A 12,089-nucleotide genomic window follows, 5' to 3' on the forward strand; every position below is an offset into this window, starting at 1 on the left:
TTGGCCACACCCCTCTCGGAAAGGTCTTCACCTCCATGACTTCTCGACTCACGCGCGCCGCCGTCACGGCGCTCGCGCTCGCCGGCCTCGCCACTCCCGCGCTCGTCACGCCCGCCGTCGCCGGCGGTGGACCCGGCCGCGGACATGGCGGCCACGGACCGGGACACGGCCACGGGCACGGGCCGGGACACGGCCACGCGAAGGGTGACGTCCGGTTCTCGACGTTCAACGCCTCGCTCAACCGCAACGGCGCCGGTGACCTCGTCCGCGACCTGTCGACGACCGACAACGCCCAGGCGGCCGCGGTCGCCGAGACGATCCAGCGCACCGACCCCGACGTGCTGCTCATCAACGAGTTCGACTACGTCGAGGGCGGCCGGGCCGCCGAGCTGTTCCGCGCCAACTACCTCGAGGTCCCCCACAACGGCGCGAAGCCGGTGGACTACCCCTACTACTACGTCGCGCCGGTCAACACCGGCGTGCCGAGCGGCTTCGACCTCGACAACAACGGCGTGGTCGGCGAGCCCGGCACCCAGGCGGGCGGCGACGACTCGTTCGGCTTCGGGCTCTACCCCGGCCAGTACGGCATAATCGTCTACTCCAAGCACCCCATCGGCACCCGCGACGTGCGCACCTTCCAGCACTTCCTCTGGAAGGACATGCCTGATGCGGCGCTCCCGGACGACCCGTCGACGCCCGAGCCCGCCGACTGGTACTCCCCCGAGGAGCTCGACGTCCTCCGGCTGTCGTCGAAGTCGCACTGGGACGTGCCGATCCAGCTGCCCGGACGGCAGACCGTGCACTTCCTGGTCTCGCACCCGACTCCCCCTACCTTCGACGGCCCCGAGGACCGCAACGGCCGGCGCAACCACGACGAGATCCGGTTCTGGGCCGACTACGTCAGCGGCGGGCACCACGCCTCCTACATCTACGACGACGGCGGCGAGCGCGGCGGTCTCGGCCGGGGCGAGCAGTTCGTCATCGCGGGCGACCAGAACGCCGACCCCTTCGACGGCGACTCCTACGACGGGGCGATCCGGCAGCTGCTCGACCACCCGCGCATCACCGACCCGCACCCGACCTCCCCGGGTGCCGTGGAGCAGTCGGAGCTGCAGGCAGGCGCCAACCTCGCCCACACCGGACCGGCCGCGGAGGACACCGCGGACTTCGCCGACACCCCGCCCGGCAACCTGCGGGCCGACTACGTCCTGCCCAGCGAGCGCCTCACTCCGAAGCGGGCGGGCGTGTTCTGGCCGCTGGCGAGCGACCCGCTGTTCGGCCTCGTCGGCACCTTCCCGTTCCCGGCGAGCGACCACCGGCTCGTGTGGCTCGACGTCAAGGTCGGCGCAGCACACCACCGCTGATCCTGCAGCGATGTCGCGAAGGGGACGGCCGGTGTTCACCGCTCGTCCACCTGCCGGCTCCGCGGTGGGCGATGCAGGCACCGAGGGTCGGAGGGTCATCCCCCGCTTCTCGGAAGGTCCCTCACCATGAGCCCCCGCACCCCCCTGCCCCTGCTCCCCATGGCCGATCGCACCCACGGCAACCGCAGCGCGGTGACCTGCCACCTGCGCTGCGGTGACGCCTGCTTCGCCGCCGCTCCCAACGGCACCGACACGTCGTACTTCCGCGACGTCGCCGCCCAGGCCCTGAGCCGCCGCACGGTGGTCGGCAGCGGTGTCGCAGCTGCCGCCCTCACCGCCGTGCCGGCCCTCCCGGCCGCCGCGAAGCCCGGCACGGGCGGGCCCGGTCACGGCCACCCCGGGCACGGACATCGCGACCCACTGCCCTTCACCGCGATCGCGCCCGTCGCCACGACGGTCGACACGGTGACCGTCCCGGCCGGCTACCGCTGGGACCCGATCCTGCGCTGGGGCGACCCGATCCTGCGCGGCGCTCCCGCCTTCGACGGTGCCCACCAGACTCCCGAGGCGCAGGCCGGCCAGTTCGGCTACAACAACGACTACCTCGACATCATCGAGACGAACCGCTCCGGCACGAAGGCGCTGCTCGTGTGCAACCACGAGTACACCAACGAGACCATCATGTTCCCGCCCGGCACCGACTCCGAGACCGTCATCCGCACGGCCTGGGCGGCCCACGGCATGTCCGTCGTCGAGCTCACCCGCCGGCGTCGCGGGGAGAGGTGGACCTACGTCCCCGGTGCCCGCCTCAACCGCCGGATCACCCTGGACACGCCCTTCGTCCTCGACGGCCCGGCCGCCGGCTCCGACCTGTTCAAGACGGCCGAGGACCCGACCGGCCGCACCGTGCGCGGCACGATGAACAACTGCGCCGGCGGCACCACCCCGTGGGGCACCGTGCTGTCGGGCGAGGAGAACTTCAACCAGTACTTCCGCGCCACCGGGACCGACCCGAAGGAGGCCCGCTACGGCCTCTCCGCCACCCAGGACACCCGCAACTGGCGCTCGGTCGACCCGCGCTGGGACGCCACCACGGCTGACTACGAGAACGAGCCGAACCGGTTCGGCTGGATCGTCGAGATCGACCCGTCCGACCCGCGCTCGACCCCGGTCAAGCACACCGCGATGGGCCGCTTCAAGCACGAGGGCGCCAACGTCATCCTCAACGGCGACGGGCACGTGGTGGCCTACATGGGCGACGACGAGCGCTTCGACTACCTCTACCGCTTCGTGTCGAAGGACCGGGTCCGCGGCGGCGGGCACCACCGGGCCGGACGCCGGCACGGGCAGCGCTCACCGCTCAGCGAGGGTGACCTCTCGGTTGCGCGGTTCACCGGCGACGGGCTCGAGGACGGGGTCAGCGACGGCACCGGCGAGTGGATCCCGCTCACCCGCGACGGCCGGTCGATGGTGCCGGGCTTCAGCCTCGAGGAGGTGCTGGTCTACACGCGCCTGGCCGCCGACGCGGTGATGCCGACCAAGATGGACCGGCCCGAGGACGTCGAGCCGAGCACGCACAACGGCCGGATCTACGTCGCCTGCACCAACAACACCGATCGCGGCAAGCCGGGCAAGGAAGGCCCGACCGAGCCCAACCCGCGTGCGGCCAACAAGGACGGCCACATCGTCGAGATCGTCCCCGACGGCGCCGACCACACCCGGACCACCTTCACCTGGAACCTGCTGCTCGTCTGCGGGGACGCGGCGTCGGCCGGCACCTACTTCGGCGGCTGGACCGGCCCGGTGTCGCCGATCTCCTGTCCCGACAACGTCGCGTTCGACAGCGTCGGCAACCTCTGGATCTCGACCGACGGGCAGCCGAGCGCGATCAAGCTCAGCGACGGCCTCTTCAAGGTGCCCGTCGAGGGTCCCGAGCGTGGTCACGTGCAGCAGTTCCTGGCGGTCCCCTCGGGCGCCGAGACCTGCGGCCCGGTGATCCACGACCGGGACGGCTCGGTCTTCGTCGCCGTCCAGCACCCGGGCGAGGACGGCTCGTGGGAGGCGCCGCAGTCCCGCTTCCCGGACTTCGTGCCCACCGGCGCCGCCAGCCGCCCCGGCCAGTTCTCCGGTCCGCGGCCCACCGTCGTGCAGGTGACGCGCAGCCGCTGACACCGGCATCTCCGCGCGACACCGCATCCGTGGCGTGGTCGGACCCGTCGCCGGGTCGATGTGGTCTGATCACGCCATGGAGCAGCAGCGGGGCACGTGGCCGGGGGTCGTGGACCCCGAGGTCCTCAAGGACACCGTGGTCGCGGCGTCCCACCGGCTGGCGGACGCCGCCAAGGTCGGTGCGTGGGACACCGTCCTGCACCAGCTGACGTCGTCCCACGCAGTCGGGGCCAACCAGTGGCGCATCGGCGGCTCGAGCTGGTTCAGCCCGCTGCACCAGGCCGCGTGGCTCGGCGCACCCGTCGGCGTCGTGGACCGGCTCGTGGAGCTCGGCGCCTGGCGCTCGCTCCGCACCGCGGACGGCGCCCGCCCGGTGGACCTCGCCCGCGACCGCGGCCACGCGCACCTGGTCGATGCGCTCGCCACCTCGGAGGTGACCGCGTCCCTGCGCCGGAGGCACGACGCCTGGGACAGCCACCTCGACGCCCTCGTCGCCGAGCGGACCGACGGCCTGCCACCGGTCGCCTACCGACCGGTGGCCACCGAGGTCGCCGCACTGGAGCCGCTGGACTCGCTGTGGTTCCCCTATCCGGGGATGTACGGCGGGTTCTCCCTGAGCCTGCACCGCAACCGCCTCGTGGTGGAGAGCTGGTGCCGGGTGGCGGGCGGGTCCGGCCAGGCCCACGTGATCACCAGCGGCGGCTGCGTCCTGGTCGAGGAGGGCTTCGTGTGAGGACTCCTCCGATCGCCGTCGCCAGCGCGGTCGCGGTGAGCTCGACCGCGCTGCTCGTGGTGGCGATCGGGCAGGGCTGGCTCGGGCCGGACGTCGGCCGAGGCGCGAACTTCTGCGAGGCGGCGCGCGACGGCCTCGTGCGGCAGCCGGCCAACACGCTCTCCAACCTCGGCTTCGTCGTCGCCGGACTGCTGGTCGCCCGTCGCGCCGGCAGCCGGTCCCCCGACAGCGTGCTGCCGATGCGGGTCGCCACCTTCTACGCGTGCGTCGTCGTGCTGCTCGGCCCCGGCTCCGCGGCGATGCACGCGACCCAGAGCGCGTGGGGCGGGCACCTCGACATGCTGAGCATGTACCTCGTCGCCGGCTTCGCCGCCTCGTGGGCGTGGGTGCGCTGGACCCGGAGAGGCACGGCGGCCTTCGCGACGGCGTACGTCGCCTGCGTCGCGGCGTGCGAGGCCGCCGGGCTCTGGTCCGGCCCCGTGCCCGTCGTCCACTACGCCGGCAACCTGGCGTTCGGCCTCCTCCTGGTCGCGGCCGTGGTGCTGGAGTTCCTCGTCTGGCGGCGCGCGGAGTCGGTGCTGGTCCTCCGCCACGGCGTCGTCGCCCTCGCCGCGATGCTCCTCGCCTTCACCGTCTGGCTGCTCAGCAACGCCGGCTGGTGCGACCCGCACTCGCTCCTGCAGGGCCACGCCGTCTGGCACCTGCTGTGCGCGGTCGCGGCCTACTGGCTGTTCCGGATGTACGCCTCGGAGCGCCTGCGCCCCGCAGCCTGAAACTCATCCATCCGGGTGGAGATGGTCGAGCTAGTCAGATTCGGCCCAATCCGTTGTCGCCCACTGTGCCGAACGTCCTAGGTCACACCAATCGGGCCTCAGTCCCGGTGGGCCGTCGGAGGCTCGGCGACCTCGAAGCGACAGCGACACCTCTGAATGGAGTACGCATGTTCGGCAAGGCAGTAGTCACAGACATGATCAACCGAAGCGCCGAGAACGAGACCGACCGGCGCCTGTTCCTCAAGTCGGCGGGAGTCGCCGGTCTCGGCGTCGTCGGCGCGGGAGCACTCGGCGGGATGACCGCTGCGCCCGCGCAGGCCGCAGGCGTCAGCGACGGAGCGGTCCTCAACTTCGCGCTCAACCTCGAGTACCTGGAGGCGGAGTTCTACCAGTACGCCGCCTTCGGCAAGGGCCTCGACGACAAGCTCACCTCCGGCAAGGGCAAGAAGGGCGGTGTGAAGGGCGGCCGTCAGGTGCAGTTCGCCACGCCGGCGATCCGCAAGTACGCCGAGGAGATCGCCACCGACGAGCTCGACCACGTCAGCTTCCTGCGCAAGGCGCTGGGCGGCGCCAAGGTGGCGCGTCCGGCCATCAACATCCAGGAGAGCTTCACCGCCGCGGCGACCGCGGCCGGCCTGATCCAGCCCGGCCAGACCTTCGACCCCTACGCCAACGAGGACAACTTCCTCCTCGCTGCGTTCGTCTTCGAGGACGTGGGCGTCACGGCCTACAAGGGCGCCGCTCCGCTCATCACCAACAAGACCTACCTGGAGGCTGCCGCCGGCATCCTGGCCGTCGAGGCCTACCACGCCGGCATCGTGCGCAGCGCGCTCTACTCCAAGGGTCTGCAGGACGCCGCCAAGGCCATCTCCAAGGCGCGTGACAGCCTCGACGGCAAGTCGACCAAGGACCAGGGCATCGGCTCGGAGGCCGGCAAGGCCAACCTCGTCCCCACGGACAAGAACGGCATCGCCTTCAGCCGCACGCCGGGCCAGGTCCTCAACGTGGTCTACCTCAACCCGAAGTCCGTCACCAAGGGCGGCTTCTTCCCCCGCGGCGTCAACGGCGCCGTCAACAAGAGCTCGTGACCTCCGTGTCGCGATCGAGCGCTCTGCTCGTTCGCGGCACCGGTCCCGAACGCTCACCGGTGGTCCGGGCGTCGCGAGGCGCCCGGACCGCCGGGAGCGGCTGAGAGGAGATCACATGTTCGGCATCGGACTGCCCGAGCTCGCCGTCATCGCGTTCTTCGGGGTCATCTTGATGGGCCCCGACAAGCTCCCCGGACTGGCCAAGCAGCTGGGTCAGGGGATCAAGGCCGCCAAGCGCATGGGTGACTCCGTGCGCGACGACCTCCGTACCTCCCTCGGTGACGACTACGCCGACCTCGAGCTGCGCGACCTCAACCCGCGCGAGATGGTCCGGCGCCAGGTCATGGAGGTCCTCGCCGAGCGTGACGAGGACGAGTCGGACTCGGACGACGAGGACGACGACACCTACAACACCGACGACGAGGACGACGCCGACGAGCCCGCCGGCGCCACCGACGCACTACCCGCAGGAGCGGTGCACCCGCTCCGCGACGAGAGGAAGACAGCATGACTTCCACCATCACCCCGCTGCTGATCGGAGGGCTGGGCGGCATGGAGCTGATCATCATCTTGGCCGTGCTCCTCCTGCTGTTCGGAGCCTCCAAGCTCCCCGACCTCGCTCGCGGCTCCGGCCAGGCGCTGCGCATCTTCAAGTCCGAGACCAAGGGTCTGATGGACGACGACAAGCCGGCCAGCGCCGACAAGGCGAAGACGGCTGCCCCGGTCTCCGAGCCCGTCCTCACCGAGACGGTCGTGGCTGAGCCGGTCGTCGTCGAGACGCCCCGCGAGCACGACGCTCCGCGCGGCTGAGAGGACCTCAGATGTCGATCGCCACTGCCGTCAACGTGCTGCGGATCGCCCCCAGCCAGCCGGGCTCCACGCCCGGCAGCATGTCGCTGGCCGGCCACCTCCGCGAGGCGAGGGCCCGGCTCATCCGCTGTGCGCTCGTGCTGGTGGTGGCGTTCTTCGTCGCCCTCCCCTTCTACGACCAGCTGCTCTCGCTGGTGCTCGGCCCCTACAACCAGGCGCAGCAGCTCATCGGGGAGGACACCGTCAGCACGGCCTACGTGGCCGGCGCGACGGGTCCCCTCATGCTCAACCTCAAGCTCTGCGGCGTCGCCGCCCTCGTCGCGGCCAGCCCCTACTGGCTCTGGCAGGCGTGGTCCTTCATCGTGCCCGGTCTGCTGGCCCGGGAGAAGCGCTGGTCCAAGGTCTTCGCCGCCATCGCCGGCCCGCTCTTCATCGCAGGCGTGGCCCTGGGCTACTACGTGCTGCCCAAGGGCCTCGGGGTGCTGATCGGGTTCACCCCGGCCGGCATGGAGAACCTCGTCGAGTTCGGCGACTACTTCTCGTTCTTCAGCCGGATGCTCCTGGTCTTCGGACTGGCCGTGGAGATCCCGTTCTTCCTGGTGCTGCTCAACCTGGCGGGCGTCGTCACCGGCGCGCAGCTCGGCAAGCACCGCAACATCATCCTGATGTCGGCCGTGGTCTTCGCCGCCGTCGCGACACCCTCCACCGACCCGTTCTCGATGCTGATGCTCGCCATCCCGATGATGGTGCTGTTCATCCTGGCCGAGGTCATCACCCGACTCATCGACCGCCGTCGCCGTGCCCGGGCGCTGGCCCAGGTCGCCCCGTGGACCGAGGACTGAGGACCGAGATGTTCCAGACCAAGAAGTACGCCGCTCCCCCGACCCGTCGTGCGTCGGGGGACGCGGTCTCCCTTGCGGAGCCGGGGCCTCCGGGCGGTCCGCGACGGGCGATGGGCCGGCTGTGGCCCCTGCTGGGACCGGCGTTCGTCACCGCGGTGGCCTACGTCGATCCCGGCAACTTCGCGACCAACATCTCCGCCGGGTCCATCTACGGATACCTGCTGGTCTGGGTGGTGGTCGTCAGCAACGTGATGGCGATGCTCATCCAGTACCTCTCCGCCAAGGCGGGCGTCGCCACCGGCATGAGCCTGCCCGCGCTGTGCCGGGCCCACCTGCCCCGCCGTGTGGTGCGCGGACTGTGGGGGCAGGCCGAGCTGGTCGCCATCGCGACCGACCTCGCGGAGGTCGTCGGCGGCGCGCTGGCGCTCAAGCTCCTGTTCGACCTGCCGCTCATCGTCGGTGGAACGATCACCGCGGTCGTGGCGTTCGCCATGCTCGGCCTCAAGAACCGCGGCCACCGCCACTTCGAGGCCGCCATCGTCGGCCTGCTCGGCGTGATCCTCGTGGGCTTCGTCTACGACGTCGCCATCAGTGGCATCGACTCGATGGCCGTGCTCGACGGCACGCTGCCCCGCTTCGACGGCGCCGAGAGCGTGATGCTCGCCGCCGGGATGCTCGGGGCCACCGTCATGCCCCACGCGATCTACCTCCACAGTGCGCTCACCAGCGAGCGCCACCGCCCGCGCACCGACACCGAGCGACGCACGATCATGCGTGGCCAGCGCGTCGACGTGATCGTCGCGATGACCATCGCCGGCCTGATGAACCTCTCGCTCCTGCTCGTGGCGGCCTCGGCCCTCTCGGGCCAGGGCATCGACACCATCGAGGGTGCGCACGCCGGCCTGGGCGAGTCCCTCGGCAAGGGCGCGGCACTCCTCTTCGCCCTCGGCCTGCTGGCCTCGGGCTTCGCCTCGAGCAGCGTCGGCACCCTGTCGGGCCAGGTGATCATGGAGGGCTTCATCCGCCGCCGGATCCCGGTGACCCTGCGCCGCCTCATCACGCTGCTGCCCGCCCTGGTCATCCTGGGCATGGGCGTGGACCCGACCGCGGCACTGGTCGGCTCGCAGGTCGTGCTCTCGTTCGGCATCCCGTTCGCGCTGGTCCCGCTCGTCTGGTTCACCGCGCGCAAGGACGTGATGGGCTCGCTCGTCAATCGGCCGGTCACCACGATCGCCGGGGGCCTGGCCGCCGGGGTGATCATCGTCCTCAACGCCGTCCTGCTGGTGCAGCTGGCCTCGTAGTGGGTTGACCGGGACCGAGACGGTGTAGGTAGATGGACCGACCCCCGTCTCGGAACTCTCGGAAAGTGGTTGACCCATGACCTCGTCCACCCCTGCACCCACGCCCGCGCCGAGTCCTGCTCGTCGCAGCGTGCTCACCGGCGCCGCAGCACTCACCGCGGCCGGTTTCGTCGCCCACCCGGCGCCGGCCGACGCGCACGGCGGTGGTCGCCACGGCGGGCACCACGGGCACCGCTCGACACGGCTGACCGTGCTCGGCACGACCGACCTGCACGGCAACGTCCTCAACTGGGACTACTTCAAGAACCTCGAGTTCGACAACGCCACCCACGACGACATCGGCATCGCCAAGGCCGCCACCCTGATCAAGGCCGCCCGCCAGCGGCTGCGGCACCAGCCGGTGCTGACGCTCGACGCCGGCGACACCATCCAGGGCACGCCCCTGGCCTACTACTACGCCCGCATCGAGCCCATCACCGGCGGCACCGTCCACCCGATGGCACGCGCCATGAACCTCGTCGGCTACGACGCCGCCGCGCTCGGCAACCACGAGTTCAACTACGGCATCGACACCCTGCGCACCTTCGAGTCGCAGCTGGACTTCCCGCTGCTCGGCGCCAACGCGGTCGACCCGGCCACGGGTCGACCCGTCTTCCCGCCCTATGTCATCAAGAAGCTCCGCGTCCACGGTGGCCCCCACCTCACCGTCGGCGTCCTGGGCCTGACGAACCCCGGTGTGGCCCTGTGGGACAAGGCCAACGTTGAGGGCCGCATCGAGTTCCCGGGCCTCGTCGAGCAGGCGAGGAAGTTCGTGCCGGAGCTCAGGCGCCGCGGGTGCGACGTGGTGGTGATCAGCGCCCACAGCGGCGCCGACACCTCGTCGTCGTACGGCGACGCGCTGCCGTGGCCGGAGAACGCCGCGTCCCTCGTGGCCGAGCAGGTGCCCGGCGTCGACGCGATCCTCGTCGGGCACGCCCACAAGGAGATCCCCGAGCGGTTCGTCACCAACGTGCGCACCGGACAGCAGGTGCTGCTCTGCGAGCCGCTCTACTGGGGCATGCGGGTCGCCGTGATGGACCTCGACCTCCGTCACGAGCGCGGCCGGTGGAAGGTGGTCGCCGCCCACGGGCAGACCCTCAACTCCAACACCGTCGCCGGCGACCCGGCCGTCCTCGCCGCCGTGCAACGTCAGCACGACACGGTCGTGGGCTACGTCAACTCCCCCGTCGGCACCTCGGCCGCGGCCCTCTCGGCCGCTCGCGCGGTCGTCGAGGACGTGCCGATCATCGACTTCGTGCAGTTCGTGCAGGCCGACGCGGTCAAGGCCGGGCTCGTCGGTGCCGACGCCGCGCTCCCGGTGCTGTCGATCGCCGCGCCGTTCAACCGCTCCGCGTCGTTCCCCGCCGGGGAGGTCACCGTGCGTGACGTGGCAGGTCTCTACATCTACGACAACACGCTGCTCGCCGTGAAGGTCACCGGTGCGCAGGTGAAGGACTACCTCGAGTTCTCCGCGCGCTACTTCCAGCAGGTCTCCGGGGCCGGGCCGTTCACCCTGGACCAGGTGACGAACGCCGTGACGCCGACGGCTCCCAACGGCACCCCCGACTACAACTTCGACTCCGTGGCCGGCCTCGACGCCCCGCTGACCTACGACATCGACATCGCCCAGCCCGCCGGGTCGCGCATCGTCGGGCTCGCCTACGACGGGCAGCCCGTGACCGCCGACCGGGAGTTCGCGCTGGCGGTGAACAACTACCGGCAGTCCGGAGGCGGTGGCTTCCCCCACGTGTCGACAGCGCCGGTGGTCTACAACCGGCAGAACGAGATCCGACAGCTCCTCATCGACTGGGTGACGGCCCACGGCACGATCGACCCGGCCGAGTTCGCCTCGGTCGACTGGCGCCTGGTCTCCGGCGGACGGCCGGTGAGCGTCTCGTGAGCCGCGCCGCCGCTCAGACGTAGTCCTTGGCGACGAAGCGGCCGTCCGGCGTGACCGGGTTGTCCTCGTTGATCGCGACGACGTTCTCGCCGGGCTCGGGGAGCTGCTCGGGCCGGTGGTCGAGGTGGACGCCGGCGATCATGCAGCGCACGGACCCGCCGGCGAGCTCGATGGTGGGGATGTCGACGTCGACGATCTCGCACGACTCCTCGATCGCTGCGACCTGGTCGGGGCGCAGCGAGCGTCGTGCCCGGGCCGACATGGCCATCACGTAGCGGCGCCTGCCCGTCGGCGTACGGCCGCAGAGCTCGACGGCGTTGCCGGCGAACTCGCGGACCTGCTCCTCGGTCAGCTCGACGATCGTCCGACCGGTGACGGCGAGGCGCTCACGCACCTGCTCGCGGCGGTCCTCGTCGGGGATCATCTCCAGCGCGATCATGGCGACCTCGGTGCCGATGCAGGCGATGACGTTGGTGTGGTAGACCGGCACGCCGTCCGCGTCGAAGGCGTCGAAGGCCATCGGCTCGTAGGTGAAGTCGGTGCAGAAGCGCTCGAGGACCGCGACGTCGGCGCGGTGGCTGCGCGCGGTGTAGGCCACCCGCGAGACGTGGTCGAGCACCATCGCACCGGTGCCCTCGAGGAAGATCCCGTCGGGCTCGAGCCCGGAGTAGTCGACGATCGCCTGGACGCGGTACTCCGACTTGAGCATCTCCAGGACGTCCGCCCGGCGCTCGTGGCGCCGGTTGGAGGCATACATCGGGTAGACCGCGACCGTGCCGCCCGCGTGGGTGGAGACCCAGTTGTTGGGGAACACGCTGTCGGGTCGGGTGTGGTCGTCGTCGTCGAAGACGTGGACCCGTACGCCGACCGCGCGCAGGGCAGCCGCCAGGGCGTCCATCTCGGCCAGCGCCTTCGCCGCGGTCGTGTCGTCCGACTGTCCCGGGGGCGCATCGGCCTGGAACGCGTTGTCCGCCGCCGTCGCCGGGTTGGGGACGAAGCTCGTCGCGCGGATCAGGATGACAGCGGAAGGGGCCTGGGCACTCACGGGAGGAATGTAGGTCACCCCGGGC

Annotated in this window: 11 protein-coding genes; 10 read left to right on the top strand and 1 reads right to left on the bottom strand. The window is 71.0% G+C overall.

Going from position 1 to position 12,089, the window contains the following annotated elements; translation table 11 throughout:
• Positions 1-35: 35 nt before the first annotated feature.
• The 10 genes from IEZ25_RS09615 to IEZ25_RS09660 all read left to right on the top strand — a co-directional run bounded on the left by IEZ25_RS09615 (position 36) and on the right by IEZ25_RS09660 (position 11,019).
• Positions 36-1,364 carry an endonuclease/exonuclease/phosphatase family protein gene (locus IEZ25_RS09615; RefSeq protein WP_191199163.1) on the top strand — a complete coding sequence of 443 codons (1,329 nt, stop codon included), beginning with the start codon at positions 36-38 and terminating at the stop codon, positions 1,362-1,364.
• Positions 1,365-1,490: 126 nt separating this feature from the next.
• Positions 1,491-3,533 (top strand): PhoX family protein, encoded by a 2,043-nt coding sequence (locus IEZ25_RS09620; protein ID WP_191199164.1) that lies wholly within the window; start codon positions 1,491-1,493, stop codon positions 3,531-3,533.
• 76 nt (positions 3,534-3,609) lie between these two features.
• Positions 3,610-4,266, top strand: coding sequence for a hypothetical protein (locus IEZ25_RS09625; protein WP_191199165.1), 657 nt, complete (start codon positions 3,610-3,612; stop codon positions 4,264-4,266).
• Positions 4,263-5,039, top strand: coding sequence for a ceramidase domain-containing protein (locus IEZ25_RS09630; protein WP_191199166.1), 777 nt, complete (start codon positions 4,263-4,265; stop codon positions 5,037-5,039). The genes IEZ25_RS09625 and IEZ25_RS09630 overlap by 4 nt, the downstream gene beginning before the upstream one ends.
• Positions 5,040-5,233: 194 nt before the next feature.
• Positions 5,234-6,127 carry a ferritin-like domain-containing protein gene (locus IEZ25_RS09635; RefSeq protein WP_224748687.1) on the top strand — a complete coding sequence of 298 codons (894 nt, stop codon included), beginning with the start codon at positions 5,234-5,236 and terminating at the stop codon, positions 6,125-6,127.
• 115 nt (positions 6,128-6,242) lie between these two features.
• The gene (locus tag IEZ25_RS09640; protein WP_191199168.1) at positions 6,243-6,638 is read left to right on the top strand and encodes a twin-arginine translocase TatA/TatE family subunit; all 396 of its coding nucleotides are present in this window, start codon (positions 6,243-6,245) and stop codon (positions 6,636-6,638) included.
• Positions 6,635-6,937 (top strand): Sec-independent protein translocase subunit TatA, encoded by a 303-nt coding sequence (gene tatA / locus IEZ25_RS09645; RefSeq protein WP_224748688.1) that lies wholly within the window; start codon positions 6,635-6,637, stop codon positions 6,935-6,937. Before IEZ25_RS09640 ends, tatA begins: the two co-directional genes overlap by 4 nt.
• An 11-nt stretch (positions 6,938-6,948) precedes the next feature.
• Positions 6,949-7,779 carry a twin-arginine translocase subunit TatC gene (gene tatC / locus IEZ25_RS09650; RefSeq protein WP_191199169.1) on the top strand — a complete coding sequence of 277 codons (831 nt, stop codon included), beginning with the start codon at positions 6,949-6,951 and terminating at the stop codon, positions 7,777-7,779.
• A gap of 110 nt (positions 7,780-7,889) precedes the next feature.
• Positions 7,890-9,080, top strand: a complete 1,191-nt coding sequence (locus tag IEZ25_RS09655) for an Nramp family divalent metal transporter (RefSeq protein ID WP_397183600.1) — start codon at positions 7,890-7,892, stop codon at positions 9,078-9,080.
• A gap of 76 nt (positions 9,081-9,156) precedes the next feature.
• A complete protein-coding gene (locus IEZ25_RS09660) occupies positions 9,157-11,019 on the top strand; it encodes a bifunctional metallophosphatase/5'-nucleotidase (RefSeq protein WP_191199171.1) in 1,863 nt (620 codons plus the stop codon).
• A 13-nt stretch (positions 11,020-11,032) separates the two neighbouring features.
• Here the strand turns inward: IEZ25_RS09660 and ctlX are convergent, their stop codons facing one another.
• Positions 11,033-12,064, bottom strand: a complete 1,032-nt coding sequence (gene ctlX / locus IEZ25_RS09665) for a citrulline utilization hydrolase CtlX (RefSeq protein WP_191199172.1) — start codon at positions 12,062-12,064, stop codon at positions 11,033-11,035.
• Positions 12,065-12,089: the final 25 nt, after the last annotated feature.

The organism is Nocardioides hwasunensis (genome assembly GCF_014779665.1).
GTDB classification, from domain to species: domain Bacteria; phylum Actinomycetota; class Actinomycetes; order Propionibacteriales; family Nocardioidaceae; genus Nocardioides; species Nocardioides hwasunensis.

What these genes read in the sequence shown, in the direction of transcription:
- IEZ25_RS09615 (WP_191199163.1), top strand. Translation starts at nt 36, where the DNA reads ATGACTTCTCGACTCACGCGCGCCGCCGTCACGGCGCTCGCGCTCGCC.
- IEZ25_RS09620 (WP_191199164.1), top strand. Translation starts at nt 1,491, where the DNA reads ATGAGCCCCCGCACCCCCCTGCCCCTGCTCCCCATGGCCGATCGCACC.
- IEZ25_RS09625 (WP_191199165.1), top strand. Translation starts at nt 3,610, where the DNA reads ATGGAGCAGCAGCGGGGCACGTGGCCGGGGGTCGTGGACCCCGAGGTC.
- IEZ25_RS09635 (WP_224748687.1), top strand. Translation starts at nt 5,234, where the DNA reads ATGATCAACCGAAGCGCCGAGAACGAGACCGACCGGCGCCTGTTCCTC.
- IEZ25_RS09640 (WP_191199168.1), top strand. Translation starts at nt 6,243, where the DNA reads ATGTTCGGCATCGGACTGCCCGAGCTCGCCGTCATCGCGTTCTTCGGG.
- tatA (WP_224748688.1), top strand. Translation starts at nt 6,635, where the DNA reads ATGACTTCCACCATCACCCCGCTGCTGATCGGAGGGCTGGGCGGCATG.
- tatC (WP_191199169.1), top strand. Translation starts at nt 6,949, where the DNA reads ATGTCGATCGCCACTGCCGTCAACGTGCTGCGGATCGCCCCCAGCCAG.
- IEZ25_RS09655 (WP_397183600.1), top strand. Translation starts at nt 7,890, where the DNA reads ATGGGCCGGCTGTGGCCCCTGCTGGGACCGGCGTTCGTCACCGCGGTG.
- IEZ25_RS09660 (WP_191199171.1), top strand. Translation starts at nt 9,157, where the DNA reads ATGACCTCGTCCACCCCTGCACCCACGCCCGCGCCGAGTCCTGCTCGT.